14 protein-coding genes are annotated in these 17,409 nt (G+C 59.7%); 7 read left to right on the forward strand and 7 right to left on the reverse strand.

The annotated features are described in order from the left end of the window. Positions 1-55 precede the first annotated feature (55 nt). Positions 56-364, forward strand: coding sequence for a SelT/SelW/SelH family protein (locus AB5Z02_RS06760; RefSeq protein WP_368215646.1), 309 nt, complete (start codon positions 56-58; stop codon positions 362-364). A 103-nt stretch (positions 365-467) separates the two neighbouring features. On the opposite strand, the gene AB5Z02_RS06765 is transcribed toward AB5Z02_RS06760, so the two are convergent. Both AB5Z02_RS06765 and pepT read right to left on the reverse strand, forming a co-directional pair. Next, the gene (locus tag AB5Z02_RS06765) at positions 468-2,177 is read right to left on the reverse strand and encodes a lysophospholipid acyltransferase family protein (RefSeq protein ID WP_368215647.1); all 1,710 of its coding nucleotides are present in this window, start codon (positions 2,175-2,177) and stop codon (positions 468-470) included. Between the two features lie 208 nt (positions 2,178-2,385). Further along, positions 2,386-3,609: a peptidase T gene (gene pepT, locus AB5Z02_RS06770; RefSeq protein WP_368215649.1), complete on the reverse strand. Its 1,224-nt coding sequence runs from the start codon at positions 3,607-3,609 to the stop codon at positions 2,386-2,388. 1,013 nt (positions 3,610-4,622) lie between these two features. Here pepT and speA point away from each other — a divergent pair. After that, on the forward strand, positions 4,623-6,524 hold the full coding sequence (gene speA, locus AB5Z02_RS06775; RefSeq protein WP_005334405.1) for a biosynthetic arginine decarboxylase: 1,902 nt from the start codon (positions 4,623-4,625) through the stop codon (positions 6,522-6,524). 84 nt (positions 6,525-6,608) lie between these two features. Here the strand turns inward: speA and AB5Z02_RS06780 are convergent, their stop codons facing one another. Next, the gene (locus tag AB5Z02_RS06780) at positions 6,609-7,127 is read right to left on the reverse strand and encodes a hypothetical protein (protein ID WP_368215651.1); all 519 of its coding nucleotides are present in this window, start codon (positions 7,125-7,127) and stop codon (positions 6,609-6,611) included. Further along, the gene (locus AB5Z02_RS06785; RefSeq protein WP_368215653.1) at positions 7,124-9,121 is read right to left on the reverse strand and encodes an alkyl/aryl-sulfatase; all 1,998 of its coding nucleotides are present in this window, start codon (positions 9,119-9,121) and stop codon (positions 7,124-7,126) included. The genes AB5Z02_RS06780 and AB5Z02_RS06785 overlap by 4 nt, the downstream gene beginning before the upstream one ends. 262 nt (positions 9,122-9,383) lie before the next feature. On the opposite strand from AB5Z02_RS06785, the gene AB5Z02_RS06790 reads away from it, so the two are divergent. After that, positions 9,384-9,572, forward strand: coding sequence for a hypothetical protein (locus AB5Z02_RS06790; RefSeq protein WP_005334402.1), 189 nt, complete (start codon positions 9,384-9,386; stop codon positions 9,570-9,572). 80 nt (positions 9,573-9,652) lie between these two features. Here the strand turns inward: AB5Z02_RS06790 and AB5Z02_RS06795 are convergent, their stop codons facing one another. From AB5Z02_RS06795 to AB5Z02_RS06805, 3 genes are all read right to left on the reverse strand, one after another. Beyond that, the gene (locus AB5Z02_RS06795; RefSeq protein ID WP_107685105.1) at positions 9,653-9,940 is read right to left on the reverse strand and encodes a hypothetical protein; all 288 of its coding nucleotides are present in this window, start codon (positions 9,938-9,940) and stop codon (positions 9,653-9,655) included. Between the two features lie 267 nt (positions 9,941-10,207). After that, positions 10,208-12,214 carry a methyl-accepting chemotaxis protein gene (locus tag AB5Z02_RS06800; RefSeq protein ID WP_368215655.1) on the reverse strand — a complete coding sequence of 669 codons (2,007 nt, stop codon included), beginning with the start codon at positions 12,212-12,214 and terminating at the stop codon, positions 10,208-10,210. A 203-nt stretch (positions 12,215-12,417) separates the two neighbouring features. After that, positions 12,418-13,713 carry an amino acid permease gene (locus AB5Z02_RS06805; RefSeq protein ID WP_021229327.1) on the reverse strand — a complete coding sequence of 432 codons (1,296 nt, stop codon included), beginning with the start codon at positions 13,711-13,713 and terminating at the stop codon, positions 12,418-12,420. A gap of 251 nt (positions 13,714-13,964) precedes the next feature. On the opposite strand from AB5Z02_RS06805, the gene AB5Z02_RS06810 reads away from it, so the two are divergent. The 4 genes from AB5Z02_RS06810 to AB5Z02_RS06825 all read left to right on the forward strand — a co-directional run bounded on the left by AB5Z02_RS06810 (position 13,965) and on the right by AB5Z02_RS06825 (position 17,121). Next, positions 13,965-14,348, forward strand: a complete 384-nt coding sequence (locus tag AB5Z02_RS06810; RefSeq protein WP_005344164.1) for a Rid family detoxifying hydrolase — start codon at positions 13,965-13,967, stop codon at positions 14,346-14,348. Positions 14,349-14,370: 22 nt separating this feature from the next. Beyond that, complete coding sequence (locus tag AB5Z02_RS06815; RefSeq protein WP_120415752.1) at positions 14,371-15,660, forward strand: serine dehydratase subunit alpha family protein; 1,290 nt, start codon at positions 14,371-14,373, stop codon at positions 15,658-15,660. A 64-nt stretch (positions 15,661-15,724) separates the two neighbouring features. Then, a complete protein-coding gene (locus AB5Z02_RS06820; protein ID WP_005334376.1) occupies positions 15,725-16,378 on the forward strand; it encodes a transcriptional regulator in 654 nt (217 codons plus the stop codon). A 155-nt stretch (positions 16,379-16,533) separates the two neighbouring features. Then, the gene (locus AB5Z02_RS06825; RefSeq protein ID WP_368215657.1) at positions 16,534-17,121 is read left to right on the forward strand and encodes a histidine phosphatase family protein; all 588 of its coding nucleotides are present in this window, start codon (positions 16,534-16,536) and stop codon (positions 17,119-17,121) included. Positions 17,122-17,409: the final 288 nt, after the last annotated feature.

The following is a 17,409-nucleotide window of genomic DNA, read 5'->3' on the forward strand; positions in this document are numbered from 1 at the left end:
ATTGGGCAGCGGTACGCCACTTCCCGCCATTGGCCGCTTTTTTATGGAGTCACTCATGACCGAGTCTGAAACCCTGATCAGCAAACCTCGCATCGAGATCCGCTACTGCACCCTCTGTCGCTGGATGTTGCGCGCCGCCTGGCTGGCGCAGGAGCTGCTCTCCACCTTCGACAGTGATCTGGGAGAGGTGGCGCTGGTGCCGGCCAGCAAGGGGGAGTTCCGCATTCTGGTGGGCGGGGTGCAGGTGTGGGATCGGGTGGTCGATGACGGCTTCCCCGAGGCCAAGGAGATCAAGCAGCGGGTGCGCGATCTCATCGCCCCTGAGCGGGATCTCGGCCACTCGGATCGCAAGGCGGCCGAGTAACGTCCAACCCGTTGTCTGTAAAACACAAAATAGAAAAAGGAGAGGGAGGCCATGGCCTCTCTCTCCTTTTTTGCATTTGGCTGTTTGCCTGGCGCCTGCAGGGCTATGAGCGCGGCTCGGCCAGATGGCTGCCGATATAGCGGGCCCGCTTGTGGGACTTGATGCGGCTCACATCGACCCACACCAGCCCGTCGATGCAGTGGTTGAAGTCGGGGTCGATGCCAAAATCCATAAACTGCACCCCGCCCGGCTCGCACAGCTCGGAATACTGCTTGTAGAGGGTGGGGATGGCGCAGCCCAGATTGTCGAGACGGGCCTTGAGTGCTTTGAGATCGGCGCCGTAATCCAACCCCTCGAACAGAGGTTGCGTCTCGGGGTAGGGGCGGCGGGAGGGGGCCAGCGCCAGCTCGGGGGCAAAGTGCTGGCGGTAGAAGCTCACCAGCAGATCCTTGGCCGCCGGCGGCAGGCTGCCGGAGAGCGACACCGGGCCAAACAGGTAGCGGTAGCGGGGATAGCGGGCCAGATAGGCACCGATGCCGAACCAGAGATAATCGAGCCCCCGCTTGCCCCAGTAGGCGGGCTGAATAAAGCTGCGGCCAAGCTCGATGGCCTGTTCCAGCCGGGGCAGCAGCTTATCCTCAAAGCCGAACAGGGTGTGGCTATAGAGGCCATCCTTCCCCTTGCTGGCCAGCAGCTCCGCCACCGGGGCGAACCGGTAGGCGCCGATAATATCGAGTCGGGCCGGATCCCAGAGGATCAGGTGGTGATAGTCGTTGTCAAAGCCATCGAGATCCCGCCGCTTGCCAGACCCTTCCCCCACAGCGCGAAAGGCGATCTCCCGCAGTCGCCCCAGCTCGCGCAGGATCACCGAGTGGCTCAGTTCGTGGCGGCGGTAGAGGTAGATCCCCTGACCATCCGGGGTGGTGCCGAGCTGTTCGCAGCTTTCGATGGCCTGTTTGAGCTGGCGGCGATCCTCCGGCAGGGCGATGGGGGCCTCGGTCTGCAGCCGTCCCGCCTTACCACGGCCAATCCGGTAGAGGTGGTTGCGCACCAGCCGCGCCGCCGTCTTGGCGGGTAGATCCTGAAAACTGCCGAGTGGAATGCGCGCCCCTATGGTCACCGGCAGGGTCTGCCCCTGCTGGCGAAACAGCTGACGCACCAGCAACAGGGCGGAGGCGGGCTTGTTGAGCCAGGAGGCGAGATAGAACCAGAGGCTGTTGCGCCCTCCCAGATGGATGGGCACCAGCGGGGTGCGGGTGCGCTGGGCCAGTTTGATAAAGCCTGCCTGCCAGGGGCCATCTTTCACCCCCTTGAGGCCAAGCCGCGAGACTTCACCTGCGGGGAAAATCACCAGCGCTCCTTCATGGGCGAGGTGTTCGTTCATGGCGAGGATGGCCTGTCGATCGGTCTTGCCCTCCATATTGTCCACCGGCAATAGCAAAGGGCGCAGCGGCGCGAGTTGTGCCAGCAGCTGGTTGGCGACGATCTTCACATCGGGGCGGATGCGACCGAGCAGTTGTAGCAGCGCCAGTCCGTCCAGCGAGCCGATGGGGTGGTTGGCAACAAGAATGACCCGGCCGCTGGCGGGAATATGCTCCAGTTGCGCCTCGCTGACCCGATAGTCGAAATCGAGCTGGGTCAGCGCCTGTTCGACAAAGTCGAGGCCGCGCAGGTGCGGGTAGCGGGTGGCAAAGTCGGCAAAGGCACGTTCGTTGAGCAGCCAGCTCAACAGCCGCTTTAACAGCGGGGTGAGTAGGGGGTAGTCAAGCAGGCGGGGGAAGTGCTGGGTTAGCAGGGTATCGATAGTGAACATCTGGGGGGCTCCGGCGATCCGTTGCTCCCAGCATGATGCGGCACTGTTCCCGCGACATGTCAGCGGGATGACAGTTTGATGGCAGTGGCAGCCAGTTGCTCTTGAGCGACTCTCCCCGGTTTCCCTTTGTTGATGGGTGATGGCCAGATAGCAAGGGGGGAGCCGGTAAACCGGCTCCCCCCTTTGCCCTGGTAATGACAGCTAACGATTAACCGCGCCAGGCTGCGGTGAGGCGCACCAGCTCCACCAGGGTGGCGACCGATTTCTCCATCGATTGCAGCGGGATGAACTCGTGCTTGCCGTGGAAGTTGTGGCCACCGGTGAAGAGGTTGGGGCAGGGCAGACCCATAAAGGAGAGGCGGGCGCCATCGGTACCGCCGCGAATGGGCTTGATTTTCGGCACCACGTCGGCGGCCTCCATGGCAGCCTTGGCCAGCTCGACGATATGCATGTGCGGCTCAATCTGGCTGCGCATGTTGCGATAACTGTCGGTCAGGGTCAGCTCGATGCGGGCCTTGGGATACTCGGCCTGCAGGGCGGCCACCCGGCTCTGCATCTCGGCCTTGCGCGCGGCGAAGTGCTCGTCGTCGAAGTCACGGATGATGTAGTGCAGGGAGCTCTCCTCCACGGTGCCGCTCATCTGGGCCAGATGGAAGAAGCCCTCATACCCGTCGGTACACTCCGGGGTCTGCTCGGCAGGCATGGCAGCGTGGAAGCGGGCGGCCAGGGTCTGGCTGTTGATCATGCTGCCCTTGGCGGTGCCGGGGTGGACGTTATTGCCGATAAAACGCACCGTGGCGCTGGCGGCGTTGAAGTTTTCATACTCCAGCTCGCCCAGTTCGCCGCCATCCACGGTATAGGCCCACTTGGCCGGGAATCTCTCCAGCGGGAACAGGTTGGCGCCGCGGCCAATCTCTTCATCCGGGGTAAAGCCGACCCAGATATCGCCGCGGGGGATCTCGGGATGGGCCTGCAGGTGGTCGATGGCAGTGAGGATCTCGGCGATACCTGCCTTGTCGTCGGCGCCCAGCAGGGTGGTGCCGTCGGTGGTGATGAGATCCTGACCCAAGTAGTTTTTCAGGAAGCGGTAGTCACGGATGGCGAGCACCTCGTCACCCTTGCCAAGGCAGATGTCTCCGCCCTGATAGTTTTCGATGATTTGCGGTACTACGTGCTCCGCCTCGTAGTCGGCGGTGTCCATGTGGGCAATCAGGCCGATGGCGGGGGCGTCCGGCTGGTTGCCCGGCAGGCAGCCGGTGAGGTAGCCGTTTTCATCCAGGGTGACCTGGCTCAGCCCCAGCGCCTTCATCTCTTCTTGCAGGGCACGGGCAAAGATCAGCTGGCCTTCGCTGCTGGGGCAGGCTGGATTGGTCTCATCGGAGCGGGTATGAAAAGTTACGTAACGCAGAAAACGCTCAAGCAGGGTATCCATTAGTCAGCCTCTAACCGATTGTGAGCGGTCATTGTGGCCAATCCGTGCGGGGCACTCATTGCGTCAGCGCAGGTTTTTCCCATTTTTGACGCAAGGTAAGAGCGGCGAATGTGCGGCGCGCGGGGCAACGTCCGGGAGGGAGATCGCATAAATGTGGCATTTATTACGATATTTAGGCGCTGGCGGTGGCGGCCAAATTCCCCTCAGCGACCGCACAGCAAGGCGTCAGCCCAATCATGGCGTTTTTACACACTTTTCAAGGGGAAACCGGGCTGTCGCATAACCTGCGCCATCCCAGAGCCTGCCTGCCCGCCAGCAAGATTTGATCGACTTATTAAAAGGGGATTTTGAACACTATTTTTTATTGTCACTGCCCGCGGTAAGTGTGTACACTCCGCGCCGATCCAAGGGCAACCCTGAAGCAGGCAGAGCCGCCAGAAACCCGACCGATCATACGCCTATAGGGCGAGGCACGCAGAAACGACAGACACTGCTGGGGAATGGTTTCTTTAATACCGGTTAGGCTCCGGTATCAGGGAGAACAACAGACTCTCATCCTTCATTTGACCGAGTGGGCCAGCGGCTCATCATCTTCCCTTGTCATGGGCGGTCACTGACGGTGAGGTGGGCTGTGGTTGTTGTCGTCTATCAACACGCATGCGTGCTGGCGCCTTCGCTTCTCTTCCTTGGAACCCTCTCCTTCTGTCGGGATCGCTGCCGAATGATGAACTGACGGCGTGGCTGATGTCGTCTGTCATCAAAGTACCGCGGCGCTACGGCATAGTGGCACCGCATACCGTTGAGCTTGATGTAAAGCCACCAGCCCCACATCAAGACTCGTTACTTCCCCAAGATCCACCAGGCAGCCTCTGGCTTGCCGCGATGTGCAAAGGATTGGTTTGGGTGGCTGCGTCTCGTGATGGCAGCGCTCGCCGTACTCTGCACTAGATGGTCTGGATGTGATTGAGGGTAACGAAGGCGACTTTGGGTCGCTCATTTGCGAGGCATAGCCCATGACTAACTGGTCCAGCAAGGACTCCTTGAAGGTCTACAACGTTCCCTACTGGGGTGCGGGTTTTTTCAATATCAATGACGCCGGTCATGTGACCGTCGCCCCCGACAAATCACGCCCTGACGCGCATATTGTGCTCTCTGACGCCATCGAACAGTTGCGTCAGTCCGGGCTGACCACCCCCGTGTTGCTGCGCTTCCCCGACATTCTCAAGAGTCGGGTCGATGCGTTGTTCAACGCCTTTGGTCAGGCCATCGAGAAGTCAGGCTATGAAGGGGACTACCTCTGTGTTTACCCGATCAAAGTAAACCAGCAGCGTCGTGTCATCGAGACCATCAGCCAGTCCTACAGCGACAAGCCCCGGCTTGGCCTGGAAGCTGGTTCCAAACCGGAACTGCTGGCCGTGCTGTCCCATCACCATGAGCAAGGCTCGGTGATCGTCTGCAACGGTTACAAAGACCGCGAATATATCCGCCACGCCCTGCTCGGCAACCTGATGGGCCACAAGGTCTACATCGTGGTGGAGAAGCCCTCCGAACTGGAAATGGTGCTGGACGAGTCAGCTCGTCTCAACATCAAGCCCAACATCGGGGTGCGTGCCAAGCTCGCTTCCACCGGTTCCGGCATGTGGGAATCGAGCGGCGGCTCCATGTCCAAATTTGGTCTCTCCGCCTCCCAGATCCTGGCGCTGATCGAACGTCTGCGCGGGCTGGGCAAGCTGGATTGCCTGCAGTTGCTGCACTTCCATCTGGGCTCCCAGATCGCCAATATCCGCGACATTCAGGGCGGCATCCGCGAGTGCGGCCGTTTCTACGCTGAGCTGCGTCGCCTCGGTGCCAACATCGAAGTCGTGGACGTCGGTGGCGGCCTGGGCGTGGACTACGAGGGAACCCGTTCCCAGAGCCACTGCTCCGCCAACTACAGCCTCTCCGAGTACGCCAATAACGTGGTATGGGGCATCGGTGATGTCTGCCGCGAGTTCGATCTGCCGCACCCGACCATCATCAGCGAGTCCGGCCGTGCCCTGACTGCCCACCACGCCGTGCTGGTCACCAATATCATTGGTGCCGAAGGGGTGGAGATGAACGACATCAGCGCGCCGGGCGAAGATGCGCCGACCATTCTGCAGAACATGTGGAAAGGCTGGCTGGATCTGCGCAGCGAAGATCCCTCCCTGCTGGAGATCTTCCATGACTCGGTAGCCGATCTGGGTGACGTGAATACCCAGTACACCATGGGCCTCTTGAACCTTGAACAGCGTGCCTGGGCCGAGATGCTGCACCAGAACACCTGTCTGGCACTCAAAGAGATGCTCAACCCGGTCAACCGCAACCACCGTGCGCTGGCTGACGAGCTGAGTGAAAAGCTGGCGGACAAGTGCTTTGCCAACTTCTCCCTGTTCCAGTCTCTGCCGGATGCCTGGGGTATCGGTCAGGTATTCCCGGTGATGCCGCTGGCGGGTCTCGATCGTCCGCTTAGTCGTCGCGGTATCCTGATGGATATCACCTGTGACTCCGACGGTCAGGTCGAGCACTATGTCGACGGTCTGGGGGTCGAGAGCACCCTGCCAATGCCGGTCTACGGCGAGAACGAAGAGTGCCACGTCGGCTTCTTCCTGGTCGGTGCCTATCAGGAGATCCTCGGCGATCTGCACAACCTGTTCGGTGACACCCACTGCGCGGAAGTGTGGCTGGACGAAGAGGGCAAGATGGACATTCGCAACGTGGTGCGCGGCGACACTGTCGACCAGCTGCTGCGTTACGTCAACATCGACCCGTCCGTGATCCGCGAAAACTACCAGCGGATCGCCGCTCACCCGGCGCTGGACGATGCCACTCGCAAAGCCCTGCTCGACGAGCTGGAGCTGGGCCTGCAAGGCTACGCCTATCTGGAAGACGAATAAGCGCCCGCGCTTGACGTTCGCCGTGAAGGCATAGAAAAGGGAGGCATTTGCCTCCCTTTGTCCTATCTGTTCCTCCTGTGGCGGTCAGGTCTGCGAGCTCAGCGCCTTGTGCAGATCCCGCTGCAACTGCTGATTGTCGTCTCTTTGCAGCTCCACAATGCCCAATTGCAGTCCCTGCTCGATGGTGAGCGACCCATTCAACATGGCGTTGATGGCGGCTTCACTCAGCAGCATCACCCGGTCTTTTGGGTTTGGGCCGCTGGTGTGCAGCTGGAGCAGTAGGGACTCCTTGCCTCGTACTCTGGACCAGAGTCCTGAGTCGATAAGCAGGATGGAGATCCCGCCGCCTACCCCTGCCTGCTGGAGTCGACTTTTGAGGGTTTGGAGCCATGCCTGGCTACGGGAGAAGCCAGCTTCGCCTGTCAGGGCTGCCAAGGGGGGTAACTGCTCACGGCTCACCGCAGTCGCCATGGCAATATTGACCGTGCCGGGCCAGCTCTGTTCGAACGGATTGGGATAAAGGGCATCATAACCACAGCTCTGCCCCATCCCGGGGATGAGGCAGAGCAGGACCATGCATGCGCGCAAGGTGCGTTGCATCATGGCGTCACTATGTTGAACCAGAAGTTGAACTTGTCGAGCAGCGTGACGAAGTCGCTGAACTTCTGCTGATCACCCTCGATCTTGATCTCGCCGTTGGCGATCTTCTGCTCCATGGTGCCCTGACCGAGCTGGATATCATCCAGCGTCTTCTTGCTTAGGGTAATGGTCACATCAGGCTTGGCGGCATAGCGGGTAGTGTGGTTCAGTACCGAGTTCTCCAGACTCAGGGTATGTTTCTCCTCTATGTCGGTGAACGCCATGTTGATGACCATCTTCTTGCCCGCCGCTTTCTCGGGATTAATGCGCACCGAGAGATAGTCAAACAGCATGCTGGGGCTCATGGCCCGGATGGTGTCCGGTGAGGCGGTGACTGTTCCGCCAACATTAGGAACGCCATTGCGCAGCTCATAGGCACCTTGCAGATAGACGGAGCGCCACGGGCCGGATTCAGCCTGATAGCCCAGCTGCTCCAGTGCATCTGCCAGCAGCAGCTTGCCCTCAGTGTTGTTCGGGTTGGCAAACACCAGATGCTTGAGCACTTCTGCTACCCAGCGATATTCCCCCTTGTCGAACGAGGCCTTGGCTTTTTTCAGTACCTCCTGCTCGCCCCCCATGAACTCGATATATTTGGGGCCGACCATTTCTGGGGGCAGGTTGTCGAGATCGGAGGGGTTGCCGGAGTACCAGCCCATATAGCGCTGATAGATGGCGCGGCTGTTGTGGCGCAGGGTGCCGTAATAACCGCGGTTCGGCCAGAAGTCGTTGAGCTCGGGGGGGAGGGTGATCTGCTCGGAGATCTCCTCGCCGGTGTAGCCCATGTTCATCAGGCGCACCGACTGGTCGTGGATGTATTTGTAGAGGTCACGCTGCTTTTTAAAGTAGTCAGTGATGTTGGCATTGCCCCAGCGTGGCCAGTGGTGACTCTGGAACTTGACCTCGGCCTGATCACCCCAGGTTTCGATGGTCTCGTTGAGAAAGCTGGCCCACTTCAGCGCATCACGCACCTGGGCGCCGCGCAGGGTGAGGATGTTGTGCATGGTGTTGGTGGTATTTTCGGCCATCCACAATGCTTTGCTGTCCGGGAACCAGGTGTTCATCTCGGCCGGGGCTTCGGTGCCCGGGGTCATCTGGAAGACCATCTTGACGCCATCGACCGTCAGCGTCTCACCGGTTTTGGTGATAAAGCGGGTTGGCAGCAGCAGCGAGGGCACGCCGGTGGAAGTGGTTTGCCCCAGACCGCCATTGACGCCCCCCTGCGGGTTACGCGGCAGCAGGGCGCCGTACATGTAGACGGCGCGGCGAGCCATGGCGTTGCCGGCGATGACGTTCTCCGACACCGCGTGTTCGGTAAATCCTTCCGGCGCGATGATCTCGACGCCGTTCTTTTTCACCTCGTCCAGCGAGTTGAACAGACCGGCGGCACCGCCGTAGTGATCCACGTGGGAGTGGCTGTAGACCACCGCGGTGACCGGGCGCTCCCCTTGGGTCTTGTTGATGAAGGCCAGCGCCGCCTTGGCGGTTTGCGGGGAGATCAGCGGATCGAACACCACCCATCCCTTCTTGCCTTTGATAAAGGTGATGTTGGAGAGATCAAAGCCGCGAATTTGGTAAATCTTGTCGGTGACCTTGAACAAGCCGTACTGCATGTTGAGCTGGGCATTGCGCCACAGGCTGGGGTTGACGCTGTCCGGCGCGGCCTTGTCGAGGCCGATGTAGGTCTTGTACTGCTCCAGATCCCACACCACGTTGCCCTTGTCATCCTTGATGGTCAGGGTCTCCGGTTTGGCGATAAAGCCACGCTGGGCATCCTCGAAATCCTGTTTGTCATTGAAGGGCAGGGTATTGAGCACCTGCTGGTTTGCCTTGATGGTAAATTCGCTGGCAGGCTTGGGGTCGATGGCGGCCTTGGCCGACTGCACAAGAGCAGGCTGCACAAGCAGTGCGCCACAGAGCAAGAGCGAGAAAATCGTGGGGGTGGGAAGCCTCGGTTTCATCGGTATGACTCCAGATGGTGGTGTGGGTCGACAGGGCTAAGTGTAGTCAGGCTCAAGTCAGCGAAGAGAAGGGAGATAAGGAAGAGAAGGGAGAGAAGAGGGGGATGCTTGCGGTACAAACCGCCATCCGGGAGGACAACAGCAGGAATTGCGCCCGCAGGAGCACTGCCGTTGCACATCTTGATCTGTATCAAGATAGGTCGCAGCGGGTTGTCTTACGGTCAGGAGTGATGTTGATGGGATGTAACAAAAGGATGTGCATATGGAACTGAAAAGGGACCCGAGATGCTATACCGACGTCTGTATCGACGGTAAGTGGTATCACTACGACCACTGCAGCACCAACGTCTATATGCTGATGGGAGGCGCCGCGCCGAGCCTTCAGCTGGCCTATGAGCCGAGCAGCGAAGAGGAGCTGATCGAGATGCTCCAGCAGCTGGGGCGCTTCTGACTTACCGAATTGATATCTTGCCATATGGCCATCGGGCGCGTTGCCACGATGGCCACCACTCTTCACCGCTGTACCTTATCTCAGCGGTTTTTATTGCCCAATAACCCCTTGCCAATCTCCAGCATGGCGACGGCCGCGGCGTAGCTGCTATCGGACTTGCCTATCTCATCCGCTATATAGAGAAAATTGGACTGGTACTTCTCGACAGCCTCTCGTGGGCTGGTTGCGTCAATAAAGTCCTCCTCCACCTCGAATCCTTGGGTCAGTAGTGCCGCCTTTTCACTCAGAAAAGTCGGTGATGCCATGTCGATAAAGGTGTATTGCTGCCGATTGGACGCCGGAATGGTAAAAAACTGGTATCTGGCCATGGGTAAATCCTCGCTTTAAGCGGGTGATAGATGACGTGACGCTGGTTTTAATCTGTGGCTCGCAGGCGGCTTGCTTGCCTCGACGTCGCAGACCGTACGTGTCGGGAATGCCGCATTTTGTTTTCGTTCGAGACTACTTTGTTGGCGTTTGCCCGGCAAGTGGAGCGCAGAGATTTTCTGGATGATCCGAGCAACCGAGATGTTGTGGGCAGGGGCGAGACCGGGATAATGCCGGGCTCACGTTGAGCCCGGCTTGTCAGCGCTCTGTCACAGCACGAAGCTCTGTACCATGGCGCGCAGCTGTTCGGTGAGCTGGTGGATCTGGCGGGCGGCATCGCGGGCGGCGTTGGCTACTTGCAGCGCCTCGTCGCTGCCATCCGAGATGCGCACCACGTTGCGTTCGATCTCGTTGACCACGGCGCCCTGCTGCTCGATGGCGCTGGCGATGATGGCGTTGGTATCGACCATTCGATCCACCTTCTCGGTGATGGCGCCGAAAGCCTGTTTTGCCTCCTGCGCCAGCCCGACCCCCTCCTGCGCTTCATGGCTGGCCGCCGACATGGCGGTGACCGAGGCGCGGGCGCCGGATTGCAGCTGTTCAATCATCTGCTGGATCTCGACGGTGGCACCCTGGGTGCGGTTGGCAAGAGACCGCACCTCGTCGGCCACCACCGCAAAGCCGCGACCCTGCTCACCGGCCCGGGCCGCTTCGATGGCAGCGTTGAGGGCCAGCAGGTTGGTCTGTTCGGCGATGCTACGGATCACGCTGATGACGCCGCCAATCTGGCTGCACTGCTGCTCCAGTTGGCCTATGGTGTCGGCGGTGCGCAGCACTTCGCGGTTGATATGGTCGATGGCCTTGATGGTGCGCTCCACCACATCCTCGCCCTGACCGACCACGTTCTGCGCCTCCTGGGTCATGCGGGCAGCTTGCAGGGCGTTGCCCGCCATGTCTTGTGAGGTGGCGGCCAGCTCCTTGATGGCGGTGGCCACCTGATGGGTCTCCCCTTGCTGATCGGCAATGACCTCCTGCGAGCGGCAGGTGCGCGCTTCGATCTCGGTGGCGCTCTCCACTACTGTGACGCCATTTTCACGCACCCGCAGCATCAGGGTGCGCAGGGTCTCCAGGGTCACGTTGTAATCCCGGCTGATGGCGGCCAGCTCGTCCTGACCGACGATCTCGATGTGCTGGCTGAGATCCTGGGCGTTGACCCGGGCGGCGATATCACGCACCCGCCCTACGGTGCCGCGCAGGGAGAGATAGGCACCGATCATCAGGTAGAGGTAGAGCAGCAAGCTGGCGGTCAGCGGCGCGGTGATCCACCAGAAGTGGCGTTGGTTGGCGGTCAGCCGCTGATGTAAGTCGGCCTCCAGCCGCTGGCGTACCTGGCCTGCCAGTGCAGTGATGGCCTCGTCCATCTTATCCCCCAGTGCTTGCACCTCCTTGGTGGAGAGCTGCACCAGCTGATCCTTCATCATCTTGTTTTCCATGGTCTCGACCCCCTGACGCACCAGCTGTATCAGAGCATCGGTCTGCTGACCCAGCTCGGCGCGGTAGGCCGGTTCCATCTGGTAGAGCAGGGTCAGATCGGCCTCCAGCTCCTGCAGGGTGGCGCTGATAAGGTCGAGGCGAAAACGCAGGCCGCTGTAGCCCTCTGCCTGAAACAGGCCGAAGTCGGCGATGGTGGCGGCGCGATCTCGCACTTGAGCCAGCAGGTCGCGCAGCTGCGGCAACCGCTCGCTGGCGAGGATCACCATGTAGTAGGTACCGAGCGCCGGATCCTGGATCAGGCTGCTACTGGCAGTAATGTGCTTGTAGAGGTGGCGCACCTCGGTCAGCAGCTTGTCGTGGCGCAAGTTGCTCTGCTCCACTTCCAGCTTGCCCGCTTCATTCTGCAAAGCGGCCCAGCCCTGCTGGATCACCTCAAAGGAGGGGTTGTTCTGGCGGGTGTCGGCAAAGGCTTGCAGGCTCTGATCAACGGCTTGTGCGGCTGCCTTGACCTGATCATCACCGACCGGATCCACCTCATGGGCGTGACGGGTCACCAGATTGCGATGGGTGAGCAGGGCTTGCTCGATAGCGGGCACGGGGGCGAGATTGACCACTCCCGCCAGCTCGCGGTTGGCCTGGACGTTGTCATCCTGCAGCCGTCCCAGCAGATTGGTCATGCTGTAGGCCAGTGGCAGCAGCATCAGGCAGGACCAGAGCAGGAATTTGTATTTGAAGGAGAGCTGATTGCCCAGCCGGATGGCGGGGTTGAAAATCCATTTCATGTTAAGCCTCGATACCTGAGTGCGGGCGTGATTCGTGTTGCCTGAATAGTACTCCGAGCGGCCTCCCTTGGGTGATGGCCGGTTGCAAGTTGTGATCCCCTTGGCTTTTTACTTCCGGGCGGGGGCGCGGTCAGCCGAGCCAATAGAAAACGGGCCACCCGAAGGTGACCCGCGGTCGATAAGGGGATATCCGCCTGCAACCGTCAGTTGAACGCCAGGAAGGGCGAGACGCAGAGCAGCAGGCCGGTGACGATGATGATGTAGAGGGAGGTGCCCTTGTATTTGTGCAGCGCCGGTACCTGATAGACCAGATAGGCCGGGATGAGGCAACCCACCATGCCGAAGATGGGGCTGCAGATGGAGGTGAAGCTCAGTACCGGTGCGTTGAGCACGATGGCCCCCCAGGAGAGCATGACGGTAAACACCATGATCCCTTTGCCTACCAATCCTTTATTGATGCGGTTTTCCGGCAGCACCCGGCGCAGCAGGTTCATCGCCAGACCCTGACAGGCTTCACGGAAACCGAGGTAAACGCCGAAGTAGGCGGTCATTACCGCAAAGATGTTGAGGGTGAGGCTCAGGAGCTTGAGGGTCTGGCCGGGCATCCCCTGGGCTACCATCGCCAGTGCAGAGATGTTCTCTTCGGAGGCTTTGACCGCCTGATCGTGGCCCATGGCCAGAGTGAAGGAGACCGCGTAGAAGAACACCACCACGAACAGGATGCCGAAGGCGATATTCATGGCGCGCATCGCCTTGAAGCGGGCCACTTCCAGCGACTTTTCCCGTGAGCGGTAGGAGATCACCATGGGGCTCAGGCTCTGGATAAAGAGGATAGAGGTGAGGGTAAAGGGCAGCATGATGATGGCATCCTTCATCCAGTCACCGGCAGCGGGCATGGCGGTGATGTTGGCCGCATCCCACTTGTCCACCATCATCAGGCCGAGCACGGCCACCACGCTGATCTTGGTCAGCACCATAAAGGTGGAGATCTTGAACAGCAGGTTTTCGCCGCGCGAGGCCAGTGCCACCAGACCGCAGATCAGCACCAGACCGTAGAGCGGGTTTTCGGAGAGCAGGCCGTCGGTGACGCCGAAGCTCTGCAGGAAGGAGGCGCTGTCATTGGTGATGGCGGTGGAGTAGACGAAGACCCAGATCACCAGCATCACGAAGTAGAGCGCGCCGAGCAGCACACCCCAGTTCTTGCCAAGGTAGCCGGTGATGACGCTGGGGTAATCCTTGCACTCCGGCGAGGTGGCCAGAGTGTTGATAAAGAGGCGCTGGAACATGTACATGGCGGGGTAGCCGATCACCGCCGAGAGCAGAAAGACCCACAAACCCATCAGACCCACCTGTACCGGCAGGAAGACGATCCCCGCGCCGATGGCCATGCCGATGCTCATGATGATCCAGCCCCAGTCGGTGCTGTCGAAGCGAACCGCTTCTTTCCATTCCAGCGTGCCCATCACGGGGCTGGCGAGTGTAGTGCTATGCGCGTCCATTAAAACCTTCTTTTTTGTAGGGATGTGGGAAAGCGGCGCAAATATAGTTGAATGAAACTGTCATAAACAATGCCCATAAGAGTACTTTTGTTCAAATCAGGATGGTGATCACGGTTTATATTGAGGCCGAAAGGTGCCTTTAAACGCCATTTTTGTATCTTTTTGTTGAATGGATAAAATAAAAAGCAAATAATGTTGAACGGAATGAGATTCGTGATTGCAAAAAAAATTGCACAAACAGGAGTGGCTATATGAAACGCATCATCACAGCAGCAGCGGCACCTGACGCTATCGGTCCCTACAGCCACGGCACTGCCTATGGCGACCTTATCTTTACCTCCGGTCAGTTGCCGGTCTGCAAGCAGCAGGGTGGTGTGGTGGAAGGGGGCATTGCCGCCCAGACCCGCCAGTCACTGGAAAACCTGAAATCCGTGCTGGAAGCCGCTGGCGGCTCGCTGGATACCGTGCTCAAAACTACCTGCTACCTCGCCGAGATCAGCGATTTTGCCGCGTTCAACGAGGTCTATAAAGCCTATTTCCAGAAAGATTGTCCGGCGCGCAGCTGCTTCGCAGTGAAGGATCTGCCGATGGGCGTCAAGGTTGAAGTGGAAGCGATCGCCCATATCGCTCGTTAATGCTGATAAAAAGGTTCAAGTGATGAAACAAGCGTGGCAGCAGTATCTGCAGATTATTCAACAGGTTGTCAAACCAGCGCTGGGTTGTACCGAGCCAATTGCCGCCGCCTATGCCGCAGCGGTCGCCACCCGGCAACTGGGTTGTGAGCCCGGTCGCCTCGAGGTTGCGGTGTCGGACAACCTCTATAAAAACTCGATGGGTGTTTATGTGCCGGGGACCGGCAAGATCGGTCTGGCCATTGCGGCCGCGGCCGGTGCCATCGGCGGCAACGCCGATGCCGGGCTGGAGGTGCTGGCCGCGATCCAGCCAGAACAGGTGGATCGTGCCCAGCAGCTGATCGATGCTGGCAAGGTGCAGGTGAGCCGCACCGCCGCCCCCGAGTTTATCTTCTGCCGCGTGACCGTTTATGGCACTGATGACAAGGGTGAAGAACACAGCGCCGAAGTGACCCTCTGCGGCGGTCATACCCGCATCGTCGAGCAGCGCCGCGATGGCGAGGTGACCTTCACCGCCGATCAGAGCCAGGGCGGTGCCACCGGTTCCATCTGCGACGGGGTAGATATCAGCATCGCCGCCATCTACGAGTTCGCCACCCAGGTGGAGTTCGAGCAGATCAGGTTCATCCTCAAAGCCTCGGAGCTCAACGGCAAGCTCTCCGCCGAGGGGATGAACAACCCCTATGGCCTCGAGATCGGGCGCACCATGCAGCAGAACATCAATGCCGGTCTTATCGGCGAGGATGTGATGAACCGCATCGTGATGATGACGGCGGCCGCCTCCGATGCCCGCATGGGGGGCGCGACCCTGCCAGCCATGAGCAACTTCGGCAGCGGCAACCAGGGCATTGCCGCCACCATTCCGGTGATGGTGATTGCCGAGCGCTTTGCGGCCAGCGAAGAGCAGCTGGCTCGCGCCCTCATCATGAGCCATCTGGGCGCCATCTATATCAAGTCCCACTATCCGCCGCTGTCGGCCTTCTGTGGCAATACCGTGACCAGCGCGGCCGCCTCCATGGCCATGGTCTATCTGGCGGGCGGCAGCTTCGAGCAATCCTGCTTCGCCATCCAGAATGTGCTGAGCGACAGTGCCGGTATGGTGTGCGACGGGGCGAAAGCCTCCTGCGCCATGAAGGTGAGTACCTCCTCCGGTGCGGCGGTGCGCGGTTTCCTGATGGCCCTCAACAGCCACTCGGTGTCGGGGCAGGGGATCGTCGCCGGCGACGTGGATCAGACCATCCGCAACGTCGGTCAGATGGTGAAGGAGGGCATGTCTGCCACAGACAGCACCATTATTGATATCATGTCCGCCTGATGTCCCTGTCGGTTGCTGCCCGGCGCCCATTGCCCGGCAGCAACCCTTGCAAGAAGGTCCCATTGTGAAGCTGCAAGAGTTGAGTCCGAGCGATTTTGAGATCCTCAAGTCGATGGAGAACATTGTGGACGGCATCGCCGCCATGTATGGCCAGCACACCGAAGTGCTGCTCCACAGTCTGGATGCGCGCAATCCCTCGATCGTCAAGATTGCCAACGGCCATATCACCGGCCGCAGTGTCGGCGCTCCCATCACCAACCTGGCGATGATGAAGCTCAAGAGCGGGCAGGATATCTCCAGCCCCTACATGACCAAGTGCGCCACCGGCAAGACCCTGCGCTCCATCACGACCGTGATCCGCAACGGGGAGCACAGGGCCATCGGGTTGCTCTGCATCAACAGCGACATGGATGCTCCGCTGCAATCCGTGCTGCGCACCATGATGCCGGAGTGTATGCATCCCCACGAGAGCCATGCCACCCCGGAGGTGTTCGCCCGCAATATCGACGAAGCGCTCAACAGCACCATAGATACCGTCAGTGCCGAGGTGCGCGGCAACGAGGCGGTGCCTCCGTCCCAGAAGACCCGGGTCATCGTCAACCAGTTGCACGACATGGGGATCTTCGAGTTAAAAGACAGTGCCCAGATTGCGGCGCGCCAGCTCGGGATCTCGGTCCACTCCATCTACCGCTATCTGCGGGAGATCAAGAAGGGCTGAGCCAGTTTAATCTGGCCAAATTGGCAGCAAACGGGTCAGCCTTGACCCGTTTTTTACGCCCGCTTTAGCCTCTCTGTTTGGGCCATCCTTCGGGCTCATCTGCTATCATCTTCCCCCCTTTATTTTTCTATCTCTCTGAACGTGCTGGAGAAATCATGTCTCGACTCATCTATCTGCTGCGCCACGGCCAGACCCGCTTCAATGCCGAGCAGCGTCTGCAGGGGCGTTGCAACTCCGATCTGACCGACAAGGGTGAGGCGCAAGCCATCGCCATGGGGCGGCGCCTTGCCGCCGAACTGGCGGATCCCGCCCGCTGGACCGTCTATGCCAGCCCGCTCGGGCGTGCCCGTCAGACTGCGCTGCTGGTGTGTGAGCAGTTGGGGCTGTCAACTGATCGCATCGTCTGGGACGATCGGTTGATGGAGCTGGGGATGGGGGAGTGGGAGAGTTGCCAGATCCCGGCGCTGCGGCTCGCTCATCCCGAGCTCGATACCGGCAAGGGGGACTGGTATCTGCAGGCACCGGGGGCCGAGAGCTTCGAGAGCATTCAGCGCCGGGCACACCTGTGGTTGCAGGATCCCGCCATCGCCGAGCGGGCCATCGTTATCTCCCACGGTCTGCTCGGTGCCATGTTGCGCGGCGTCTATGCCGATCTCGACTATGAGGCGACCTGGTCACAGGCGTTGCCGCAAGATGCCTTCTATAAGCTGCAGGATGGCCACATCACCCGCATTGCCTGCTAGTTTCGTGGACGTTGCCGCCATCAGTGCATGGACGATGCAGGCTGCAACACGCTACGGATTTTGCTTTGCGAAGATTAGACATCAACGAAATGATGAATAGACTCAAAAAGCGCATTATCAATAAGGGCATTAGCCCTTATCCTGCGGTGATGTGTTTAAGGTCTGGTTTTGCGAACAGGTTGCAACTTGCATTGCACTATGGTGCACAGACCGCGCTTTTTAATGAGGTAAGCGGGTGATTGTATTGAAATGAGTGGTCGCGTGATGCTTGGTGTATCAATTGCATAT

The organism is Aeromonas sp. R2-3, assembly GCF_040908375.1.
GTDB lineage: Bacteria > Pseudomonadota > Gammaproteobacteria > Enterobacterales > Aeromonadaceae > Aeromonas > Aeromonas veronii.